The organism is Gorillibacterium terrae (assembly GCF_051594785.1).
GTDB lineage: Bacteria > Bacillota > Bacilli > Paenibacillales > NBRC-103111 > Gorillibacterium.
Genome location: NZ_JBPPGI010000005.1, coordinates 283,430 through 305,150, shown reverse-complemented (window position 1 = coordinate 305,150; position 21,721 = coordinate 283,430). Strand labels below are relative to the sequence as shown.

Genomic DNA, 21,721 nt, shown 5'->3' with positions numbered 1-21,721 from the left:
GATGAAGGATGGCATGGACGCGCTCGACCGCCGGCTGCTGAACCTCATGCAGCAGGGGTTGACGGTCGCACAAGATCCGTTCGCCCCGGCAGCGCAGGCGCTTGGGCTGGAGCCGGACGACGTGCTGAGCCGGCTGGAGCGCCTGCAACGGGACGGCTTCATTCGCCGCATCGGCGGAGTGCTGAATCCGTCGCGGTGCGGCTACGCCAGCAGCCTGTACGCGCTGGAGGTACCCGAGCCCCGTTATGCGGAGACGGTCCGGACGGTCAATTCCTACCCCGGCGTGACCCACAATTACCGGCGGAGCGGCCGGCTCAACCTGTGGTTCACCCTCTCCGTGGCCTCCGAGGAAGAGAAGGTCGGCATCCTCGGCGCTATTCTGCGCGTCTCCGGAGCGGAACGGGTCTATGATTTTCCCTCGGAGCGCGTATTCAAGCTGAAGGTCTACCTGGATCTGGAGGAGGGGAGCGGCTCGGCTCCCGACTGTCCGAGGCGGCCGGGCTTAACGGAACATCGGCCCGGTCCGGTTCCGGACGAAGCGGACGTCCGGCTGCTGCGGCAGATCCACGAGCTGCCGCTGTGCCGCGACCCCTTCGGTGAGGCGGCCCGGCGCGCCGGCCTGAGCCGCCGGGAGGCGCATTCCCGGCTGGAGGCGCTTCACGCTTCCGGCGCGCTCAAGCGGATCGGAGCCGTGCTTCGCCACCGGCAGGCGGGCTTTGCCGCGAACGGCATGCTGGTCTGCTGGCTGCCGCTCGACTGCCTGAACGAGGCCGGCGAACGGCTCGCCGGCCGAGCCGAGGTCAGCCATTGCTACCGGCGTCGGGCCTACTCCGACTGGCCCTACAACCTCTACGCGATGATTCACGGACGCTCCACCGGCGAGGTCCGCCACATCGCCGAGTGCTTTTGCCGGGAGTGGCAGGAACGCCTGGAAGACTGGGACCTGCTGTTCAGCACAGCCGAATGGAAGAAGACTTCTTTTTCCCTGTAACAGGGCCTAAGCGGCCGGTCGGCACCGTGTCCAAAGGCGTAGGAGCTTGGACGGAGCCGCCTTAGCTGGCAAAAAACGGTTGGATTCGCAGCGCTTCAAAAAAAATCCGACAAACAAGAAGGAAAACCCGTGAAAAATGTCGAATTAAGCGGAGGCTGATAAAGTCTTACAAAATTTAACACATGGAGTTGCTACGATGATCTCTCGCGCCGTCTATTATGTTGTGTTCCCACTCTATGTGCTCTTTGTCATCTATTCTTCCATCACCCTCGGGAAGGACTTGAATGACGCGCTGCTGATCGCTTTCGGACTCCTGCTCATCGCCAGCATGTTTTCCGACATCCCTTTTCCGCGTCGAATCGGGCTGTTTTCGGTCATCCAATTTCTTTTGCTGTTCGGCTTTCATTATTTGTCCCAGCTCAATTGGTGCTACTCGCTGTATATTATCCTGCTCAGCAAGGTGCTCTACCCGATCCGTCGGATGCCGCTTGCCATCTTCGTCGGCTTCGCCTCCATGGCGCTGTATACGGGAGCCCGGCTCACGTACATGGACCCGACCAAATACAACAGTTTGGCCGTGATTTCCGATTTTCTCACCTCGCTCGCCGTGGTCTTCATCATTCAGTACATCATCAAAACGGAACGCGAAAAAAACCAGCTCATCGAACAGATCGAGCGGGAGAGCAGCTTCTACCAATCGGAACGGCTCAAGGTCGTGGGCGAGCTGGCAGCCGGAATGGCCCATGAAATCCGCAACCCGCTGACGACGATCAAGGGCTTCCTGCAGTTGTCCAAAACGCAGGGATATACCATTAAGCCCTGGTACGACCTGCTGACGGAAGAAGTGGAGCGGATGACCGAGCTGACCGGCGAGTTCCTGGAATTCTCCAAGCCGCGGATCTCCAATTATCAGGTCTGCTCGGTTCACGACTGCCTGCTGAAGGTCATTTCGCTCACCGAATCGGAAGCCCGCGTCAATGGCCATCAGTTGCATTATTCGGAGTTTTCCCCCGAGCTTCGCGTCTATATGGACTCCGACAAGATTGTCCAGGTCTTCGTCAACCTGGTGAAAAACGCCCTGGAGGCGATGGAGGAGCCGGGCAAGGTGACCTTGCGCCTCTACAAGAGCAAGGGGTGGGTCAATGTGGTGCTGACCGATACGGGCAAAGGCATCAAGCCGGCCGATCTGAAAAAAATCTTCGACCCGTTCTTCACCACGAAGGCGTCCGGAACCGGCCTCGGTTTGTCCATCTCGCTGAAGATCATCCAGGATCACGGCGGCAAGCTGGACGTCACCAGCACGGAGGGCCAGGGTACGAGCTTCGTCATCAAGCTGCCGCAGCGCGAGTCCGGTGCGAAGAAAGCCAACTGACCCTAGCTGGTCGGCTCCGCTTGACAGCGAAGGAAGGAGGCTCCGCCGATGAAGCTCAACCGGCAGCTCGGCATTCTGATGTACCTGTTGTCGCATGACAAAACCACCGCCCGGGAGCTCGCCGAGCGCTTCGAGGTGTCCTCCCGGACCATTCGGCGCGACATGGAGGACTTGTCCATCGCCGGCATTCCCGTCTATGCCTCCCAAGGAACAGGCGGCGGAATTCGGCTCATGGAGGGTTACTCCCTGTCCCGCGTACTGGTCACCGACGCCGAGAAGAATCTGCTGCTCTCGCTCTTGTCCAATCTGACGCTCACCGAGGACGTCGGCGCCCGGGAGCTGCTGACCAAGCTCAGCGCTCTCTTCGGGCCGAAGCCGCAGGACGAATGGCTGCGGGTCGATCTGGGCGGCTGGGGCCCCCGTCCCGCCGACGAGCGGTTCTCGCTCTTGCGAGATGCCATTCAGGAGCACCGGCTGGTGGAACTCGCCTATATCGGAGCCGGAGGCCGCCTGGAACACCGCCGCGTCGAGCCCATGACGCTGCTGTATCGCGGAAGCAACTGGTACCTGTGGGGATGGTGCCGGCTGCGAGGCGGCTTCCGGCTGTTCCGGCTGTCGCGGACGGTCTCCCTGAAGCCGCTGAACGAGACGTTCGTCCGTCGGGAAGCAAGCTTGTCCGAGACGGAACGGGAATCGGAGGATGCCGCCCGGATGCAGCCAGCCGGCAGCATCCTTCATCTGCGGATTCGCTCCGCCTCCCTCTCCCGGGCCTACGACCTGTTTCACAGCGATTCCATCACCGTGCTGAACCCGGAGGAGATTGAAGTGAAGAGCACCTGGCCGGTGGACGGCTGGGTGCTCTCCGCCCTGCTCTCCTTCGGCTCCGACCTCTACGTCGTCTCTCCTGCCTCGCTTCGGGAACGATTGCAAGCAGAAGCCGCCGGCATTCTGGCCCGGTACACGTGAACAAGGGGCGAACCGTTATGCCCGAACCGATGCGCCGCAGCTGACTTCCAAGGACCTTCTAACAAGTGGACACCCTGCTGTCCCCTTGCCTGGAGTAGGATAAGGACATCCCTGGAAGGAGAGTGTGACCCCTGAGCGAAATGACGATCTGCCAAAGCTGCGCCATGCCCCTGATTCAGCCGGAGGACCGCGGGATCGACGCGGACGGCGGTTTGAACGAGGACTACTGCCGCTATTGCTGGAACGAAGGAAAATTCGGCACGGATGAAACGATGGAGCAGATGATCGAAAGCTGTGTCCCCCACGTCATCCATGGCAAGCCATATCCGGACGCCGAGACGGCGCGCGCCGCCATGCGGGAGCTGTTTCCCCGCCTGAAGCGCTGGCGCGTTTAAGCCGGGCCGGTTAATCCGCCGTCGAGCCTTAGAGGCCGCGCCGGCATTCGAAGCAGAACTCAAAAGAACCTTCGGCCGCCTGACGGCGAATCGAAGGTTCTTTTGAGTTGAGAGCGCCGAGGCGGATGAAGCCTTCTCCTTGTCGGTGAAGGTCCATCCGGCCGAATCCCCCTCGAACGTGCATAGGATCCGGTAGACATCCCCGAATACGTTAGGGTTATTGCGTATCAATACGTCTATTTTCCTCCATCATTAGCCAGTGCCTAATTCCCTTGCCGGCAAATGGTTCATCGTTATATCTCGGTACAATATGAAGATGGGCATGATAGACAAACTGACCGCCTGCTTCTCCGATATTCCAGCCTAGATTATAACCATCTGGCTTATATTTTTTGTCTAAGTAATCTTTAGTTATATCAATCAGTTTCTTCGTATCTATCCATTCCTTTTCTGATAAAGCAAAGGGTGTTTCTTTATGTGCCTTTGGTATGATATAACAGGACCCTATTAATATATTATTATCATCGGCGACGCAGACAACGGATTCATACTCAAACAAAACATGCGGAAAATTTAATTGGTAATCACAACATTTACAATTATTTATTGTGTCCATCTGAACCTCAACCCCCAATAAAGATCACTTAAATTATTCATATACTTTTCAACGCGGGAGGAGAATTAGGCGTACTGAAGATAATACTTATACTATCCGAGAATAGTAAGCGACATCGGCAACTCTGCCGCGTAAATTCGATTCAGGCAACACCGCTACCAAAGTAAATCCGAGTTTTTCAATTAACTTTTTTGACTTCCTATTGTTATTATCTATAGTAGCAAATAGGCGTTTGAGGTTTAATGTGCTTTTACAATGCTCAATGACTGCGGAAACCGCTTCATACGCCAAACCGCATCCCCAATGCTCCCTCATGAAGCGATAACCAATCTCACCAAGATAACCTTCCGCTATTTCTGGAATCATTACATCGCCGATGAATTCGTCCGTATTTTTTAATGCGACAGCCCACTTTGTTTCATTGCGATTCCTGACCATTTCTAACATTGACTGTTCATCACGAGGGGGATTGCTTCCGAGAAATTCCCTCACTTCATCATTGTTAAACATTTTAAGCATATTGGGAATGTCTTTTTCCGCTCTCGGTCGTAAGATCAATCGTTCTGTTTGAATTTTCGGCGCTTCTTTTTTTGCCATGATTTATTCCAGCCTTTCGTACTTTATAATATCTTCGTTACGCTGGCTTTATGCAATTTCGTATAAGCCATCCGTTCAGCTATCCTCTATTAAAGAACGTACGCGGGCAGCATGCCGTGCTTAAACAGGAGGCTTATCTTAACCTAAGCACGAAGAAAATACTTTACTTTCTTAGTCTACCACTTTATTTTCTTTTGACACCTTCCTGGTCTACAATAGGAGAAAAGCGGATCCGACCGAGCTTCATTCTGCATGAACAGGCGGCCGGAAGACCGCTCGGGAGGAAAACCATGACCAACCTCATTGGCGAACGAATCGTTCTGCGTCCGTTAACCGAATCAGACGTCGGCGTCTGGATCCATCACAACCTGAAGAATCGCGACCACTTTCAGGCTTTCACCCCTGCGCGGGAGGAGAGCTATTATACGGAGGAAGTCCAACTCGCATGGATTCGCCGCTCGGAGCAGGAGATACGCGAGGACAAGCAGTACCCGTTCGGCATCTTCCTGAAGGAAACCGGCGAGCTGATCGGCAGCATCCAGCTGTTCCAGATCGAGCGCCGCTTCATGCAGCGGGCGATGATCGGCTACAGCCTGGATCAGGACTATGAAGGCAAAGGCTATATGACCGAGGCGGTCCGGCTGCTCGTCGAGTACGCCTTCCGCGAGCTGAAGCTCCACCGTGTCTATGCCGAAGCCAAGCCGACCAACCTCGGCTCCATCCGCGTGCTCGAGAAGGCCGGCTTCGAGCGGGAGGGCATCGCCCGCAAGAACGTACAGATCAATGGCCGCTGGGAGGATCATATGGTGCTCTCGATCCTGAATCCCGAGGACGAGTGAAGCTCGCCGCGCCAGACCCCATCGTAAAAAGAAGACCTCCTTCGCCCGGCCCTGCGCCCCGGCAAAGGAGGTCTCTTCAAATCTCGGCGGAGATAAGGTTACGGAGACGGCGCAATCGTAAAGGCTTCCCAGGCGCCGCCCACGGAGTCTCGGTTGGCGACTAGCGTACCCGCTTCCGTGTTCAGGTCCGCGGAGACGAACTTGTTGTTCGCCACCGCTTGCAGCGAAACCGTGCCGTCCGCGTTGGTCGTCTTGCGGAACTTCTCCCAAGCGGCGATACCTTGGGCGCGCGCGATCAGCCGTGCACCGTTGTTGAGATCCACCGACACGTACTTGTTGTTGGCGAGCGACAAGAACGAGACCGTGCCGTCGGCGTTGTTCACGAGGATGAATTTCTCCCAAGTTCCCGCTGTGGTCCGATTGGGAATCAGCGGGTTGTTGCCGTAATTATCCGCCGTGACGTAATTGCCGTTGGCCTTGGCCACGAGGGTCGAAGGAGCCGCGATCTTGGCGAAGGCTTTGACGTTGTTGATGAGGGCGGTGTTGGCCTGGAAGCTGCTTGTGGTGAACTTCGCCAGCTTGGCGAGGATCGTCGATGAGCTGTCGTTGTTGATGTCCGGGTAGGGATTGCCGTTGTTGTTGTACAGCCCCCAATTGCCGCCGCCGGTAATCTTGTACGTCCAGTTCGTCCAGGAGACGTTCAGCGCGTTCAGGCCGGAGAGGTACTTCTCCCACAGGTCGTTGAATTCGAAGAGGGTAAATTCGCCCACGTAGACGGGAACGTTCCAGCTCTGCTGATGCGAGACGATATCGGCAAACCAGGTATTGATGCTGTTCGACTGGCTGTTGTAATCCTGGGCGTTCCAGTCGTAGTTGTGCAGCTGGTAGACGACGTTGGTCCAGTCATAGGTCGAGGGAGAAACGATGTTGTTCCAGTAGCCGAACGCCTCCACGACCACGATATGATCGGGATCGATCGCGCGCACCGCTTTGTACAGCCGATCGTACATCTGGCTGATGCTCAGGCTGCTGTTGTTGCTGACCGGCTCGTTCAGCAGGTCGTAGCCCGCGATGGTCGGGTTGCCTTTGTAATGCGCAGCCAGCCGCTGCCACAGCTGGACGGTCCAATTCTGGTAAGCCGCGTTCGTCCACAGCTCGTTGACGCCTTCACGCCCGCCGCTCTGCCAGCCGTCGTCGTTGCCCGGCACGCCGTGCAGATCGAGCAGCACGTAGATCCCGCGGGACTGCGCCTCGGCAACCAGCCAATCCAGCTTACGGAACGAGACGCTGTCGGATTTCATCGAGCCGTCCCGGTTCATCAGGTTTTCCCAGTAGATCGGAACGCGAACCAGGTTCAGCCCCATGTTCTTGATGTTATCCAGATCGCCGGCCTGAATCCAGGTGTCCTGATAGCCGGCGATGAGGCTGTCGGCGGCAGCGGAGCCGAACCGATTGATCAGTGTTTGCCGGACGGTCCATTCGTCCGTTCCCCCGAGCGGCGACATCCAGTTCTCCTCGAGCAGCCAACCTCCAAGATTGGTTCCATGCAGATTGACAACGCTTCCATTTCCGGAGTTGTTCTTGATCAACGTACCGGATGTCTTCAGAAAATCGCCGGAGCCGAGCGCAGCGCTCGCACGTCCCGGCTGAATAGCCGCAAGACCGATCAGCATCGCAGCCGTCAAGAGCAGCGACAAAGCTTTTTTTCCCATAACCTTGGCCTCCTTTGAGATGAATCCGGTTGATCGTGCAGGTCTCTTCACAGCAGAAGCAGTATCCCGTGCGTAAACGTCCGTTCGTTCGTCCGTTCGTCCGTTCGTTTGGAACGGCGCTCCACCGCCTCTCCCGCGAAATGAGTGTTCCGACTCCGAATGAGGCAAGGTTAAATCTCCTTTGCCATCCTCATCTGTAATCGATTACAGGTAAAATTTAACTCTTCCTTCGCCGTTCTGCTATCCCCTTTTTTCAGGTTAGGTATCCTTTTTTTGGATTTCCTCATAAAAAATCCGGGCGGCGGCCTTGCGGCGCTGAGGCTGCAAGGTCGTCGCCCGGATCGGGAAGTCCCTCCTCTTCGCTTAAGGGGAAGGTGACTTGCTTGGGGACGGGCTCGAGGAGGCCGAACCGGACGGACTCGGCGTACCCGAGGGAGAATCCGCAGGCGTTGCGGAACTCCCGGAGCCGGACGGAGCTAGCGATCCCGAAGGACTTCCGCTTGCGCCCGGGCTCGAAGCGGGCGAAGCCGTGAGCGGCGGGGACGAAACCGGCGAGGGGGAAACCTCGCCTTTGCCGCCGCCTCGTCCGAGAAGCATAACGCCCGCCGAGATCAACACCGCCAGCAGCACGAGGAGCGACAGGGACCGCCGGTTGCGGCGCAGGAAGCGCATCGCCGGGCTGCCTCCGTCCTCGCGGATGTCGGCCAGGGCTTTGCGGAACGGCCTTGGCAGGGACTCATCCGTCAGCTTTCGGAACCGTTTGCGGTCGGCCAGCCCCTTGCGGTCCACCTCGACGAAGTACTTGCGCAGGGCGTTGCGGTAGGCGGGACGGAGCAGCTTGCCGCCCGTTTCCAAAAAGGCGGGCTGGGTCGAGCTCCAAAGGAGGAAGCTGTCGACATCCTCGGAATCTTCCGTTTCCTGATGGATGAACTTCAAGAGGTCGTAATAGGACACCGGGCGATCCTCGCCGCCGGTGCGGAAGCTCCATTCCGTGAAAGCGAACAGCAGAGTGCCGTACTGCGGTGGATGAATCCGCCCCTTCAGAAAGCGGCGGACGAGGCCCTGAATGCGCGAGAGCTCCGCATCGGTGTAGTCCTCGGCGGGAAATCGGCGTTCCCGGGCGGTTTCCTTCCGGTCGGGGGAGGCCCCCATCCGTTCCTTCGCCAACAAGCCGGAGGGAACCGGCACCTTGGCGTCCAGCCGGTCGCCGATGTCCGCCAGTTGGCTTTTGCCGGAGGACAGCGCTGCGGCCGGGCCCTGGTTCACCATCGCTTCATATACGCCGCGAAGGATTCGCAGCTTGCCGGTCTGCTCCTCGGTCAGGCCGACCCCGGTGAAGAGCCGGTCCTCGGTCAGGATATACGACGCCTTTATGAGCTCGGCGTAGGTACAGGTGTCCAAGGTCAGCGAATCGAGCACGACCCGCGCCGTTTCCGTTTCCAACGAGTCGCAGAACGTCCCGAACCCGCGGTTGCCCGGATGTGCGCGGTAGAGCTGCGAGCAGAAGCGGAACAGGCTCTCGCCCGCCACCGTCTGGTCGCCCGATTTGAGCAAGGCCTTGCGCAGCTTGACGCGGAAGGCATCCACGAAATACGGAAGCCCGAGGGAATCGAAGGAATGCCCCGCCCAGAACACAATCTCCTCCTGAAGCTCCTTGACCGATTTCACCTTGTTCATCCGTTCGGCCAGGAGAGCCTCTTGAAGCGACGCATACCGGATGTCCATCCCGATTCGTCCGAAGACGATCCGCGTCAGCTCGGGCTGCCGGGCGAGCGCCGCCTGCGCGTCCGACAGAAGCTGGTTGTCGGGTTCATTTCCGGCGGCCAGTCGGTCCATGAAGCCGATGACGGCTTCCGCCAGCTCGTCCCGGCTCTCTGCCGGGGCCAGCTCATAATAGTCGACAAAGGCGGAGAGCGCCGGGCCGGGGAGCGGGGAAGCGGCTTCGCCCGCGGCATCCGCAGCTTTCTCGGCACGCAGCAGCGCGAGGATCAGCTCGTTGAGCCGGGGCTTGCGGTCGTAGCCCCCGACCCGCAGATAGCGAAGCGCTGCCGCGAGCAGGTCGCCCTTCTCCATCTCATAGCGGCCATACTCTCCGCGGCCGGTCCGATAGAGAGCCGCCAGTTCCTGGTAGGCGGCGAGCGAGCCGCGTTCCGCGGCCGGCAGCCCCTCCAGCGCCTCCTCGGCGAAATCGAAGAAGTCGCCGAGCTCGTCCGGCCGGTTGCGCCACTCCCAGGCGAGGCTCAGGAATGCGTCCTTCGCCCCCGGTTCGGGAGCAGGGAAACGCTCGTTGGGAAAATCAAACGCATAGTCGCGGCCAGTCCGGTCTCCGGGACGGAGGCTGCCTTTTTCCACGAACATGAGGTCGATGTTCTTCTTCCCCTGCGGCTCGTTGTTGTAAGTGGTAAAGCCGAACCGGGCGCGCACCTCCATCGGCAGGCAGCCGTAGAGAATTTCCACCAGGCGGGCGGCCAGTGCCGGGGTATCGGTTATGTCCGCATCGAGCGCGACGTAGACCTTCTTCTTGGAGGCGACCGCCGTAAAAACGGCGGCCAACAGGCTCTTGAACACCGGCTCTCCGACACCGAGCCGGGCGAGCAGCTCGTCCCGCTCGTCGGCCGTCGACGCCGCTAGGTGGGGAAGCTCCGCGAGGGCGGGCAGCTCCTTGCCCTCTCCCTCCTCGTGACGGCTGCGAAAAGCCGTCACCCGCGTGAGCGCGGCGGGCTCCCGGCGAAATTCGTCGGCACGGGAACGGGGCACGACGAATTGGTGGATGAATACCGCCTCCCGCTGCCCGGTGAAGTCCGAGCCGCAGAAGACGGCCCGGCCGATTACCAGCTCCCCGGTGTCCGCCGGAAAAACGGTCAGCGATTCCGGATAGCGGGACGGGTCCAGCTCGCCCCGCCGGATCAGCTCCTGCGGAGCGATATACAGGCAGTACGGATGCAGGGTTTTGCGGATGAACGAAGGATCGAGTCCCGGGGATTTGGCCACGGTGTCAAAGCCCTCGCCGCCCTGAAACAGCCCCTCGCGGCCGCGCGTGTAATAATGCTGCTCAATCGGATCGGCCGCCATCAGCGCTCTCTCCCCTCGATGTAATCGAGCTTATGCAGGAGCCAGACGAACGGCTCATCCACCCTCAGCGGCGTGACGACGCCCTCGACCTGCCGGTTCACCGGATTGCTGCCGAGCGAGGAGACCGCGAAATAGGCCGTGTTGGTAAAATAGACGTCCACCGCGTCCTTGAACGGGCGGTCCACCTTTTCCAGGAAGCGTCGGATTTCCCCGTCGATGTTGGAGAACTCGGTCAGATCGAGGTGGCCGGCATGTACGACGTTGCGGAATACGTTGCTGTTGGTGTCGATGTAATCCCCGTCCTCCTCCTTCAGGTACTGGAGCATGTCGCTCTTGGTCAGCACGATGGCGGTCGGAATGTCGGTCTTGGACTTCTCGTTGTGGCCGATAAAGTTCTCGAACAGCGTGATGATGACGTCGCGCGGCTCCGCATGACGGGGGGCGAGGTCGCCGGTTTCATCTCCCAGCGCGAGCAGCAGCCGGTCGCGGATGGTGCGGATCTGCAGCGGGTCGACCATGAACAGGATGCCCGAGGAGTTCTGGATGTGCGCCGCGTAGATATCGAGATAGGTCCGGTCGGTCATGCCTTCGCCGGCCACGTCGAAGAAGACCAGCGTCAGCGGCGACAAGCTCTCGTCCTTAAACACGAAGTTGAAAATGAACGGCTCCATCTTCTCGATCTTCTGCGTCGCGCCGAGCATCCGGCCCTGCTCGAAGATCGGCTCCTCGTAATAGGTGCGGAAGCGGCGGCTGATGTCGGCGTTCATCGGAATGCAGGCCGCCCCGAAGTTGGCGGCGGTGACCCGCTGCAGCGTGTGAATCAGCGAAGTCATGTAGACCGACTTGCCCACCGAGGTGGCGCCGATGATGCTGATGATGTTGCTCGGCACCTTGCCCGCCGAAATCGGCAGCTCGTTGTGGCAGCGGGGACAGATGCGGCGGCGCGTCGGCTCTCCGTGCTTGTCGACGAGGCCGACCAGCACCCGGTCCGCATAGGTTTTGTTCTCCTCCGGGACGGAGGAGGGGGAGATGACCGCCTCGATATCGCCGGCGGAATCGAGGTTGAATTTGGCCCGGTACCGGTCCAGCTCCTCATCCTCCTGCAGCCGGTACTCGGGATCGCCTTCCTTGTCGTGGGTAGCCCGGAACAGCACTTCGTCCGGGTGGAATTTGCTGAAGCAAAAAGGGCAGACGATATCGTAATAAGGCGGCTTGACTTTGACCGGAGTCTTCTGGAACAAGCCCTTCAGCGCCTTCAGCATGGATCTACCTCCTTTTGGGGTTCTCGCGCTTACGGGGAGCGGGATGAAGAAAGCTAAGCTAAGCCCCGCCGCTAGAGATGAACCAGCTCGTAGCGTTCCCCGTACGTCTTGCCGTCGGTAAAAAAGAACCGGACCCGGTCGTCCCGGCCGATGTCAATCTCCGGCAGCGGATTGTCTCCCGGGTGCAGGTCGGACAACAGCGGGTACGCGGTGCCGTCTCCGGGGTGCTCGGGAACGCCGCCGCTCTTCTTGACGTAGCACAGCGCCTCCTTCGGCACAGCCGTCTCGGCGCTCAACGTCATGCGGGCGGTCCTTCCCTTGCCGAACCAGCCCGTTCGGTAGTGGACCCGGCAGCGGATCGCCGCCCGTCCCATGCTGAAGAGGGCCGTATTGCCCTCGTCCTCCTGGGCATAGGCGAGGATGGCGCCGTCCTGCTTGACCGCGGGGTAAATGCGGTAAGCATACGCGCCGTAGCGGTCCAGCCGTTCCGAGTAGCCGCCCTTGGCCTTGTATTCCTCGCGGGTATACAGCTTCAGCTTCTCACGCGGCGGATAAGTCCGGCCGGAAGCCAGGCCGCCTGAGGCATAAGCGTCCGCTTCCCCGCCCGCACCGGGCGCTTCATCGGGCGCATAGCCATACAGGTAGACAAACGTCAGTCCCGGCGGCCAGTTCCAGGTAAGCAGCCCCGAGCCCTCGCGGACCCGGCAGGCCGCCCCCGTAATTCTCCGCTCGTCCGGGGCTTCGGGAATCCACTGCCATTCGTTCATGTTCATCACCTTCTGTCAAAGCTTCCGCTGCCGCTTTCCCGACGGTCCGGTCCTCCGGCCGGGCGGCGGCCGGGACGATTCAGCGAAGCCGCCGGGCCGAGCGTACCGGGAGGCTTAACCGGAATCAGGAGGGGAGACAGCGCCAGCACCGCAGCCAGCAAGAGGTCGCCGAAGAATCGGCCGAGGCCGGGCGCGAAGCCGAGCCCCATCCAGAATTCGAGCACCACGCCGGCGAGAAGACCGGCAATCGCTCCGCCGATGCCGAAGCTCTTGGCCAGATGGCGGTTGTCGAACACGATGCCCAGGGCCACGCCCATAAGCGCCCCGATGCCCATGAGAAGCAGCACGCGCAGGAACCGGTAATAGGCGCTGTCCGCCCCTTCATCCGAGCGCTCGCCCATCAGGTGCCAGCCTCGGTTCAAGTCGTAGATCTTGGTGAATACACCGGACAGTTCGCCCGCGTTCTCGATGCCGTAGTATCCGCCGCCGGTCCGTTCCGCGAGCGCCCGCAGCAGGTTGACCGCTTCCTCATTCGTGTGGTTCATGCCCACCGTCTCGATCGGAATGCCCTGACTGGCAAAAGGGGCCGTCGCCTGAGCGAGGTCGACGTCGCTGTAGCCGTCCGAGATGAGGATGACCATGCTTTTGCGCGGGTTCGTCCGAGCATCGAGCTGATCGATAGCCATGGCCAGCGCTCCCGCGATATCCGTCTGTCCGGCCGGCGTGTACCCCTCCAGCCTCCCGGCCGCGGCTTCCCGGTCCTCATCCGTGCGCATCGGCGCGAGCGGCTGCAGGAGCTCCGGCCGCTCGTTGAACAGGATCACCGCCGCTTGCTTGCGGGAATCCATCCGCCGGATCAGCTTCTGCGCCGCCGTCACGCTCTCGCGGTTCGGGTCGGTCTTGAGCATGCTCTCCGACTTGTCGATGACGAGCACGATGTCCTGGGCCGGCTGATGCTTGCCGAGGCCGAAGCCGTAGAGCAGCTGGAACAGCGCTCCGGCGGCGAAGAGCAGGACGAACGCCGCCGGGACGAGCAGCTTCCAGCCGGTGGCCGAATACCGCATCCGCCAGCCCTGCCCGGCGAGCTCGGGCGAGACGGTCTCCGCCAGCAGGCAGAAGAAGACCGTCGCAAGGGCGAAGACGCCGAAGTAAAGCGCCATGAGCCACACGTTCGGCCATTCCGCGCCGAAGCGGGCGAGCAGCAGCTCCCCGGCGACGAAGCCGACCGCTCCTCCGATCAGGCTGAACAAAAACAACAGCATGCTGAATTTGCGCCGTGCCATTCCTTACTCCTCCTGTCCTGTGCGAAAACCCGGAGCTTCCGGATCGGGAAACCGCGCCGGCCGGGAATGCTCCGCAGTCCCCTCGAAAAGGCTCGCTTCCCGTCCCTCCGGGTGAAAGCGAAAGCCGTTCTCCAAGTAGGTGCGATAATATTTGCTGGCATTGCGGGCGTAGATCGTGTCCGCGAGACGGAAGCCGCCCATGATCGACAGCTTGTCGATCCCGCTCGTCTTCCGCTCGTGGACGCAGCCGAGCTGATAGGCCCGGCTCCCCTTGTCGAGCCCGAAGGAATAGCGGATGAACTCGCTCTCGTAATCGCCGAAAAAGTATTTTTCCTCGTAGCGGTGTTTCTGGGTGTAGTGGAACAGGGCGATCCGGATCGCGGCGCCGCTCTCCAGCCGTTCGTAGAGGTCGCGGAACAGCTCCTCCTTGGGCAGGATCAGGCCCTGTTCCTCGAACCGAACCGTCACGTTCGCCCGCTCCAGCAGCTCTTCCTCGAAGGACTGGCGGAACACGGCGTCCGTGAACACCTCGCGGCGGCAGACTTCGATCAGGCGGGCGAGCAGCGCGTCCGTGCCCCGGTCCAGCCATTCGGCGATATCGCCGAAAAAGCCGGAGCCGAAATAGAAATCGGGCCCCCGGCGGGCGGCCAGCTCCTGAACGATTCGCCGGGTCTCGGGTCCGTAGTACTCCGGGAGGTTGCGGTTCAGGTAGTCGCCGCGGGGTCCGGCGAATTCCCGAACCTCCTCGTCCAGCAGCGCGGCAAGCTCTTCCATCTGCTCCACCCGGCGGTAGGCGCGCTGATGCAGCCGGGCGAGCACCTCTTCCGAACGCTGCAGGAGCGCGAGCCGCGTCTCCAGCTCGAGGATGCGGTAGCGCAGCGGATAGATGCTGTCGAGGAGCGCCCGGCGGAAATGCCGCAGCCGCGCGCCCGGCAGCAGGCCGCCGGCGGGAAGGCGGTCGGCGCGGCCGTCCAGCGCCGACCGCAGCTCCTCGCGCGCATCGGCCAGCAGCCGGTCCGTCTCCGCTTCCTGGCGATGCAGCTCCCGGACGAGCCCGGTCTCGCTCTTCGGATGCGTCCACTCGTAGACGGAGTAGAAGCTGTAAGGCGGCTTCAGCCGCTCCGCCAGGCGGCGCTCCGTCTCCTCCTCGAGCGAAAGGGCGTTCAGCGCTTCCCGCGCCGCGGCCTCGAAGTGGGCCGAGAAGAAGGCGGAAGCATTCCCGCCGTACAGCTGCTCGGCCGCTTCCCCGAGGCTGAGCCGCTGCAGCTCGCCAAGCGGAACGCTTCGGGAGAGCAGCGCGTGCAGCTCGCTGAGCGCCGACTCCGGCGGCAGCAGGGCCTGTGTGCGGCGAGCCACGGCGGGCGCATCGAGGCCGAAGAGCTCGGCCGCTTCCGCCGGCTGCACCCGCCCGGCCTCCAGGAGCCGCTCGCGGAAGCCGCGGAAGACCTGCTGCAGCACCGTCACGGCGATCGCCGCGTTCGGCCGCCGGACCTCGGCGTACCCCGCCGAGGAATAGACGTTGTCCGGGACGGCGGGGTTCATGATGCTCTGCTTGTATTGCAGGTTGTTGTACAGCCCGCTCTCCCGGTCGAACTCGTGCACGGTGCGGCGGTTCTTGAGCAGCGTCAGGCTGCTGATCGCGGCATAGGCCTTGCGCAGCCCGTCGGGGGCGAGCAGCCCCGCCTCGTCCTTGTCCGAGAGCAGGTAAACCAGGTCGAACAACGGGGCGGGACCATGCTCCGCCGTTAGCGCGTAGCCGTCCCCGGTCAGGAGGAGCGGCTCGCTCAGCCGAAAGCTCCGCGACTGATAGCCCTCGAGCTCCGCCAGAAAGCTTAAGCCCAGGGAGGAGTAATAGGCGAAGTCGTCGCCCGCTTCTCCCTCGGACAGCAGGGCGTAGAGATCGGTTTGGATGAATTTGAACGATTCGCCCAGAATGCTCTTCGCTAAGAGCACCGCCTCCGGCAGCAGCACGTTCGCCGGGTCGTCCGCCCGCGTGACCACGGCCAAGCTGAGCCGCTCGAAGCTGGCGAACTGGCGGCCGTTCTCGGCGACGCGGTTGCCCGCCTGGCGGACCAGCCGGTTCAGCCGGGCGAGCTGCTCGGCGTCGGCCCGGAAACGGCGGTGCAGCTCGGGACGAGCCGAGCGGCGGTCCGGCTCGCTTTCGCCGCTCAGGCGAAAGGGCAGCACGCCCTCCAACTCCTCCACCGGCTCGCTCGCGGCCAGGTGCAGGTAGACCAGCGCCCGGCTGTTGGCACAGCCCCGCGCCATCCTCCGGTGAACCGCCCGCAGCGCTTCGCCCGCCCGGTCCCCAATGAACAGGAACACGAGCGGAGCGTACAGGCTCCGCTGTTCATCCGATTCGGCAGCCGCGTTGTCGGCCGCGTTGTCGTATTCATATAGAAATTGGCGCAACCGTTCGCGCATCGGCTTTTGCACATCCTTCAAGCCTGAAGCCGCAGGAACCGGCAAAGCCGGGCCTTGAGAGCCCGGCCATGCGGCAGCCGCGGACGGCGGCTTACTTGATGGTCTTCCAAATGTCGTTCACCCGGGCGGCCGCCATTCGGTAGAAGCGGTACATCTCTTCCCCGTTGACCAGCTCGGCCCGGTCGAAGTCGAGCGCTTCCTTGGCTTCCTGGAAGCCGGCCGCCATCACCTCGAGCCGGGTGACGAGCTGCTCGACGTCGGCCGCCCCGGTCAGCTTCTCGCTGCGCCGCGCCGCCTTCCGCTCGAGTGCGGCGACTCGCTTCGCATCGAGCGATTTCAGCTTCTCATAGAGAGCGTAATCGACGAAGCGGTTCACGCGAAGCAGGTTGACGAGCGGCTCCCAGGCTTCCTCCTCGGCGTCGTGGTCGTACACGTACTGCGCGCCTTTCTTGACGACGGTGCCGGTGTAGATCGCTTCGATGAACAGGTTCAGCCATTTCTCCTCGTCCTGATGCGCTCCGATCACGGCGGTCAGCTTCGCGATCTCGGCCTCGATCCGCTCGTACTTGGCGATCTCCTGCCGCACCTCTTCGCATAAGCCGGGGTAGCGGGTGAAGTTGTCGATGGCCAGCTCCCGGTTCACGCTGCCGAAGATCTCGCGGCTCGCCTGCCGCGCAAGTCCTTTCTCGGCCAGCGCCTTCAGCTCCGCCGCCGCGCGCTTCACCTCGCCGAGGTTCGGCTTGCCGCCGGTCAGCTGGAGATCGAAGCGGGCGAGGAAGGCCGCCGGGTCAAAGGGAGCGGTCAGGATGCATTCGAAGCGGGCCGAGGTGTTCGACTCCGCCGACTTCTCGCGGATGATCCGCCGCCGCTCCGCTTCCTCGAACAGGGCGCGGACCGTGAGGTTCAATTGCCGCACCCGGTTGTTGCCGTACGTGTCTCCCCAGGATTTCTCCGGAATCGGAGACGGCAGGTTGACCCAGTTGACCTTGTCGGTCTGCACGAGATGGCGTCCCGTGCCCTCGGGCAGCAGGATCGTCTTCTCGTAGCTCTCCTCGTAGCTCTTCAGCGGAGCGTAAGAGAACAGCGGCACCCCGTTCTTCGTATTCAGCCAGAAGATGCGGTTCTTGACCTCGCTCTCCTTGACGGTGAACCGGGAGTTGCCGACGGAATGGGCCTCGAAGTTCTTGATCCCTTTGTAGATGTTCGGGGCCTTGACCGGCACGGACACGAAGCCGTAGGACGGGAAATGAAACGCGCCCGAGCTGTTGCTCAGGTGGAACACCGGCACCGCTTCCTCGTTAAGCCGCTTGGCGATGATCTTCTCCATGATGCTCTCGATCGACTCGTCCTTGCCGTATTTGATCAGCAGGAAGTCCTCCATCGACTTGGTGATCAGGTCGCCGAACTGGTCGGTCATGAATTCGGAGATCGAGCCGACGACGTCGACCTCGGAATCCTTGATCCAATTCGCCGATTTGTCCAGCAGTTCCGCCGTAAAATCGCGGATCAGGTCGCTGACGTTCTTTTCGTCCATGATGCCATTGATCACCCGCTCGACATCCGGCACGCCGACGATATTCCAGTAGTAGGTCCGGTTGCCCTTGTGGTCGATGTTCTCCTCGCCCTCGGCCAGGATCTGGCCGTTCTTCTCGAAGATGACGTTCAGGGCGTTCAAGAGCTCGGTGAACACCGAGTAAATGCGGGAGTTCTGATCGTTCAGGACGCGGTACAGGTCCTCGTAAAAGTCGACCATCTGCTCCATCCGCTCGCGGTCGGAGTATAGCTCATATTCCTGGATTTTGGCTTCGATGTACAGGTCTTTCTTCTTCTCCTTGGAGATGAAGGCGTCCCGCGCGTCGCCGAGCCGCTGCTCCGATGCGGCCTTCGCCGCTTCGATGTCCTGGGGAATGCGGTACAGCGATTCCCGGAGCGTCTCGATGTAGGAGCGGATCAGCTCCAGCAGGCTCGCGCCCTTGTTCGTATAGATCAAGCGGTTCGCGTAGAACGGACCCTGCTCGGGATTCAGGAACATCCGCCGGATTTCCTCCGTGAAGCGGTCCACCAGCTCGCCCGGCAGCTGGCGGCGGGCCTTGATGTATTCCTCGCGGGCGCGGGTCAGGAACTGCTGCTCCAGCTCGGTATCGAGGCTCACGGCTTGCAGCTTGACGATGTTGGCGTAGCTCAGGCGCTCGCTGTTCTGGTAACCGGGAATCGGGTCGGGCACTCGCTTGAGGAATTCGCGGTGGACGGCGTCCAGGTCCATCCCCAGCTTATGGGCCGTCTTCTCCACATCCTCGCGGCTCGGGGCCGCCTGGAACATCGTCTCCATTTTGCGGAACAGCCGGTAGGCGAGGTAGGTGGTCATCTCCTCGATCGGCAGCACCGCCGACGAAGCGCCGATGATGTTGTATTGGTAGTTGGCGGCGTACGGCTTCGGCATCTGGTTGATGTTGCTGCGGATGTTGCTGATGTAATCATGGATGGCGAACTCTTCGCCGGACTGCTTCTCTTCCATCGCCATGAAGTTGGTGATGTTCTCGGCGGTGACGTTCATGCAGTAATCGTAGGCGTTCTCCAGGAGCCGGCCGTCCAGGTTCGTCGCCGAGATCAGATGCGCGAGGTTGAAGGGCGGCAGCGGCGAGTTGACAGTGAGGATGTTGCCGTAGCGCTGCTTGAAGCGCTCGCCGCGCTCGTCGGCGTTCATCCAGTAGTCCAATTCCTTAAGCGCCGCATAGCCGTTCTTCTTGATGTATTCGCGGGTGTGGTCGGTCAGGCTCTTGTTCGCCAGGTTGACGTCCGGCATGAACAGGTAGCCGAGCAAGCTCACCTTGTCGACGCCCGCGTCGGCGTACTCCCGCTCCATCAGACCGCGGACGATGTAGGCGATGTCGAGGAAGCTGCCGCTGCCCGTGCCGCCGCTGAGACCCGTCAGCAGGAACACCATCAGCTTCTTGTTGGTGCCTTCGGTCAGCGTCTTGATCTTCTTCTCGATCGTCTGCACGACCTGGACGATCTTGGTGAACAGCAGCAGCCGGCCGGTCTGGCGGTTGCCGGAGGCTCCGCCGACGCCGTCGGTGACGATGATCTCGGGCGACAGCCATTCCGTGATGTACGGCTCGAGCACGCTGCGGTTCTGCAGCAGGCTGCCGATCTCGGCGTTCGACAGCAGGACGAATTCCGTCAGCGGGTCGAGCCCGATGCCCTTGTATTTCTTCTGCAGCTCGCCTTCGTTCGTCTCGAAGCCGATGAACTCGATGTTGTCCGGCTTCTCCCGCTTCTTCTTGGACATGGGATCGTTCGGCAGCCGGAAGCGCCGGTTGATCTGGTATTTCAACCGGAGCAAGGCGTCGATGCCCGTTCCGCCGAGGCCGATGACGAGCATCGGGTTGTCGATCGTGTCCACCCGGATTTTCTCGGAGACGATGCCGCCGCCGAGCGAAACGTCAAGCTGCTGGATATGTTCGCGTACCAATGCTTTCATGGAATTTAAGCCTCCTGGCCGGAGCGGTCGGCTTGTTTCGCCGCCGCCCTCGCTTAAATGTACTCAAGCTGAATGGATTTATTGACCGATTGCAGCGAAATGCGGATACGATCGTTCTTGCGCAGCGTCAGGCCCTTCTCCGCGTCCACCGTGCGGCCCGATTTCTCGATCCGGCAGCCGGAGCGGTTGAACAGGACAAGCGTATCTCCCTTGCCCGGTTCGAAATAAATCTTGTCCGTCTCCGCGAATTCCGGCGCGAGCTGAAGCAACTGGTGCAGGCGGATGCGGCCTTTGAACGCGTTCAGTTTGCGGTACTGCGGGCTGAGCCGCTCGCCGGTGTTCTCGTCCCGCACCTCGACCACCAGTTGGCCGAAGAAGCCGCGGTTCGCCTTTTTCGTCCGCAGGAAGAGCAGGACGGCGGCCGCGATGACGAGAAGGGCGAGCAGCCCACTGAGAAGTACGGTCGTCCACGGAAAAGGTTTCTTCGGCTCGACCGGCGTGGGGGCGGAAGGCTTCGCGGATGGAGCGGCCGTCGCCGTTCCCGCCGCCGCGTCCACGGTTACCGGCTCGCTCTCGCGCACGAAGCCGGGGCCTTCCACCCGTACTTTGATCTCGTAGCGGCGGCTGTCCGGGATCTTCCAGCTGCCGGTGAACTTGTTCCCGTTCAGGGCGAGCGGCTGAAGCGTTTCTTTCCCCGTGCCGCTGTCCGTCGCCACGAGCGAGGCTTTGGCCGCCCCCAGGATCGCCTCATCCGTAATCGGAGCTCCTCCCGTCTCCAGATGGGCGGCGACGCTTATCGGGTCGCCCGGCTTGTAGCGGCTCGCGGCGGGCGGGTCCATCACGACGCGGATGTCATAATTAAAGACGAGGCTGATGTCGATCTTGTCGCGGTTCGCGCCCTTGACCTGCAATTTCCAGTCGCCCGCCGCCGGCTTGATCAGCTTGACGAGCGAATACGACGAGGACCGGGTGTAGATCGCGTCATCCCCCGGAACCGGCATCTCCTGGCCCGACGGATCGTAGAGCTTCACTTCCACGGCCTGGTCGGATACGATGGAGATATTGGCTTCCAGCACGTTGTCGTTCGGAATCGGCACCGTCACGTCCTGGAAGCTGCCGCTGCCGGTCAAGCTCTGCAGGGGAACGACCTTCAGCCTCAGCTCGCTCGCAAAGATCTCGCTCAGGATCTGCGGCAGGTTGTCGGCGGTGTCGGTCACGAACGTCTTGCCGCCGGTTTCGCTGGAGATTTGGTCCAGCACCGCCTTGTTCAGCTTGCCGTCGGCGTTCAGCCCGATGGTGTAGATGTGAATCCCCTTCTGCTTGGCCTCCTCGACGGCGGCGGCCAGCTCCCGGTCGGACTCGGCCTGCGTGCGGCCCTTGTTCAGCGAGTTGTTGCCGTCGGCGAGCAGCACGATCATCGGGCGGTGTCCGGGGGTCATGTCGGCCTCCAGAATCTTCACCGACTCCTTGACGCCCACCGCAATATCGGTGTAAGCGCCGCGGGCGAGCTGATCGACGAAGTCCTTCAAATCCTGCTTGTCTTGGGCGCTCTTGACCGTAAGCAGCGCCTTCTCCCGGACGATCTGGTCGGTGTACGCGAGCACCCCGACCTTGTCTCCGGAAACCGAAGTCATGTCGATGAACATCTTCATCGCTTCGTTGGCGACCTTGCTTCGGTCGCTCTCGGCCATGGAATTGCTGACGTCGATGGCGAGCACCGCGTCGAGCTTCTCGTCCGTATCGGCGGCATGGGCCACGGAGGCGGGAAGCAGTGGGAGAAGAAGGGCGGCGACCAACAGGAACGCCGCGGCAGCGAACCGCAATCGGTGGGTAATCTTCACGTGAGGTACTCCTTTTCGGAAAGGACGCCTCGCAGGCTTGCCCTGTTCAAGCGTCCGGATGGATAGTAAAATGAGCCTACGGGCGAAACTCGCCGAAGGCAGA

Annotated in this window: 15 protein-coding genes; 5 read left to right on the top strand and 10 right to left on the bottom strand. The window is 61.3% G+C overall.

What is annotated here, in order from left to right; genetic code table 11:
* Window position 1: 1 nt before the first annotated feature.
* The 4 genes from ahbB (at window position 2) to ACSEXS_RS18290 (ending at window position 3,724) form a co-directional block, all read left to right on the top strand.
* Entirely contained in the window at window positions 2–991 is a 990-nt protein-coding gene (gene ahbB / locus ACSEXS_RS18305) for a siroheme decarboxylase subunit beta (RefSeq protein ID WP_438434680.1), read from the top strand.
* A 196-nt stretch (window positions 992–1,187) separates the two neighbouring features.
* Entirely contained in the window at window positions 1,188–2,363 is a 1,176-nt protein-coding gene (locus ACSEXS_RS18300) for a two-component system sensor histidine kinase NtrB (RefSeq protein WP_438434679.1), read from the top strand.
* A 48-nt stretch (window positions 2,364–2,411) separates the two neighbouring features.
* Window positions 2,412–3,329: a helix-turn-helix transcriptional regulator gene (locus ACSEXS_RS18295; RefSeq protein ID WP_438434678.1), complete on the top strand. Its 918-nt coding sequence runs from the start codon at window positions 2,412–2,414 to the stop codon at window positions 3,327–3,329.
* Window positions 3,330–3,469: 140 nt separating this feature from the next.
* Window positions 3,470–3,724: a zinc ribbon domain-containing protein gene (locus ACSEXS_RS18290; protein ID WP_438434677.1), complete on the top strand. Its 255-nt coding sequence runs from the start codon at window positions 3,470–3,472 to the stop codon at window positions 3,722–3,724.
* Between the two features lie 217 nt (window positions 3,725–3,941).
* Here the strand turns inward: ACSEXS_RS18290 and ACSEXS_RS18285 are convergent, their stop codons facing one another.
* Both ACSEXS_RS18285 and ACSEXS_RS18280 read right to left on the bottom strand, forming a co-directional pair.
* Window positions 3,942–4,340, bottom strand: coding sequence for an HIT family protein (locus ACSEXS_RS18285; protein WP_438434676.1), 399 nt, complete (start codon window positions 4,338–4,340; stop codon window positions 3,942–3,944).
* An 87-nt stretch (window positions 4,341–4,427) separates the two neighbouring features.
* Complete coding sequence (locus ACSEXS_RS18280; RefSeq protein WP_438434675.1) at window positions 4,428–4,937, bottom strand: GNAT family N-acetyltransferase; 510 nt, start codon at window positions 4,935–4,937, stop codon at window positions 4,428–4,430.
* Window positions 4,938–5,227: 290 nt separating this feature from the next.
* Between ACSEXS_RS18280 and ACSEXS_RS18275 the strand changes: the two genes are divergently transcribed.
* Complete coding sequence (locus tag ACSEXS_RS18275; RefSeq protein WP_438434674.1) at window positions 5,228–5,776, top strand: GNAT family N-acetyltransferase; 549 nt, start codon at window positions 5,228–5,230, stop codon at window positions 5,774–5,776.
* A gap of 98 nt (window positions 5,777–5,874) precedes the next feature.
* On the opposite strand, the gene ACSEXS_RS18270 is transcribed toward ACSEXS_RS18275, so the two are convergent.
* The 8 genes from ACSEXS_RS18270 to ACSEXS_RS18235 all read right to left on the bottom strand — a co-directional run bounded on the left by ACSEXS_RS18270 (window position 5,875) and on the right by ACSEXS_RS18235 (window position 21,618).
* Window positions 5,875–7,488 carry a cellulase family glycosylhydrolase gene (locus ACSEXS_RS18270; protein ID WP_438434673.1) on the bottom strand — a complete coding sequence of 538 codons (1,614 nt, stop codon included), beginning with the start codon at window positions 7,486–7,488 and terminating at the stop codon, window positions 5,875–5,877.
* A 363-nt stretch (window positions 7,489–7,851) separates the two neighbouring features.
* Window positions 7,852–10,560, bottom strand: coding sequence for a GAP1-N2 domain-containing protein (locus tag ACSEXS_RS18265; RefSeq protein WP_438434672.1), 2,709 nt, complete (start codon window positions 10,558–10,560; stop codon window positions 7,852–7,854).
* Window positions 10,560–11,822: a TRAFAC clade GTPase domain-containing protein gene (locus ACSEXS_RS18260; RefSeq protein WP_438434671.1), complete on the bottom strand. Its 1,263-nt coding sequence runs from the start codon at window positions 11,820–11,822 to the stop codon at window positions 10,560–10,562. Before ACSEXS_RS18260 ends, ACSEXS_RS18265 begins: the two co-directional genes overlap by 1 nt.
* A 71-nt stretch (window positions 11,823–11,893) precedes the next feature.
* Window positions 11,894–12,589, bottom strand: a complete 696-nt coding sequence (locus ACSEXS_RS18255; RefSeq protein WP_438434670.1) for a hypothetical protein — start codon at window positions 12,587–12,589, stop codon at window positions 11,894–11,896.
* Between the two features lie 5 nt (window positions 12,590–12,594).
* Window positions 12,595–13,872 (bottom strand): vWA domain-containing protein, encoded by a 1,278-nt coding sequence (locus tag ACSEXS_RS18250; RefSeq protein ID WP_438434669.1) that lies wholly within the window; start codon window positions 13,870–13,872, stop codon window positions 12,595–12,597.
* 3 nt (window positions 13,873–13,875) lie between these two features.
* Window positions 13,876–16,296, bottom strand: coding sequence for a hypothetical protein (locus ACSEXS_RS18245; RefSeq protein ID WP_438434668.1), 2,421 nt, complete (start codon window positions 16,294–16,296; stop codon window positions 13,876–13,878).
* Window positions 16,297–16,387: 91 nt separating this feature from the next.
* On the bottom strand, window positions 16,388–19,777 hold the full coding sequence (locus ACSEXS_RS18240; RefSeq protein ID WP_438434667.1) for a tubulin-like doman-containing protein: 3,390 nt from the start codon (window positions 19,775–19,777) through the stop codon (window positions 16,388–16,390).
* A gap of 53 nt (window positions 19,778–19,830) precedes the next feature.
* A complete protein-coding gene (locus ACSEXS_RS18235) occupies window positions 19,831–21,618 on the bottom strand; it encodes a VWA domain-containing protein (protein ID WP_438434666.1) in 1,788 nt (595 codons plus the stop codon).
* Window positions 21,619–21,721: the final 103 nt, after the last annotated feature.

Bases quoted from the DNA above. Each gene is read 5' to 3' on its own strand.
- ahbB (WP_438434680.1), top strand. From the start codon at position 2: ATGAAGGATGGCATGGACGCGCTCGACCGCCGGCTGCTGAACCTCATG.
- ACSEXS_RS18300 (WP_438434679.1), top strand. From the start codon at position 1,188: ATGATCTCTCGCGCCGTCTATTATGTTGTGTTCCCACTCTATGTGCTC.
- ACSEXS_RS18295 (WP_438434678.1), top strand. From the start codon at position 2,412: ATGAAGCTCAACCGGCAGCTCGGCATTCTGATGTACCTGTTGTCGCAT.
- ACSEXS_RS18290 (WP_438434677.1), top strand. From the start codon at position 3,470: ATGACGATCTGCCAAAGCTGCGCCATGCCCCTGATTCAGCCGGAGGAC.
- ACSEXS_RS18285 (WP_438434676.1), bottom strand. From the start codon at position 4,340: ATGGACACAATAAATAATTGTAAATGTTGTGATTACCAATTAAATTTT.
- ACSEXS_RS18280 (WP_438434675.1), bottom strand. From the start codon at position 4,937: ATGGCAAAAAAAGAAGCGCCGAAAATTCAAACAGAACGATTGATCTTA.
- ACSEXS_RS18275 (WP_438434674.1), top strand. From the start codon at position 5,228: ATGACCAACCTCATTGGCGAACGAATCGTTCTGCGTCCGTTAACCGAA.
- ACSEXS_RS18270 (WP_438434673.1), bottom strand. From the start codon at position 7,488: ATGGGAAAAAAAGCTTTGTCGCTGCTCTTGACGGCTGCGATGCTGATC.
- ACSEXS_RS18265 (WP_438434672.1), bottom strand. From the start codon at position 10,560: ATGGCGGCCGATCCGATTGAGCAGCATTATTACACGCGCGGCCGCGAG.
- ACSEXS_RS18260 (WP_438434671.1), bottom strand. From the start codon at position 11,822: ATGCTGAAGGCGCTGAAGGGCTTGTTCCAGAAGACTCCGGTCAAAGTC.
- ACSEXS_RS18255 (WP_438434670.1), bottom strand. From the start codon at position 12,589: ATGAACGAATGGCAGTGGATTCCCGAAGCCCCGGACGAGCGGAGAATT.
- ACSEXS_RS18250 (WP_438434669.1), bottom strand. From the start codon at position 13,872: ATGGCACGGCGCAAATTCAGCATGCTGTTGTTTTTGTTCAGCCTGATC.
- ACSEXS_RS18245 (WP_438434668.1), bottom strand. From the start codon at position 16,296: ATGCGCGAACGGTTGCGCCAATTTCTATATGAATACGACAACGCGGCC.
- ACSEXS_RS18240 (WP_438434667.1), bottom strand. From the start codon at position 19,777: ATGAAAGCATTGGTACGCGAACATATCCAGCAGCTTGACGTTTCGCTC.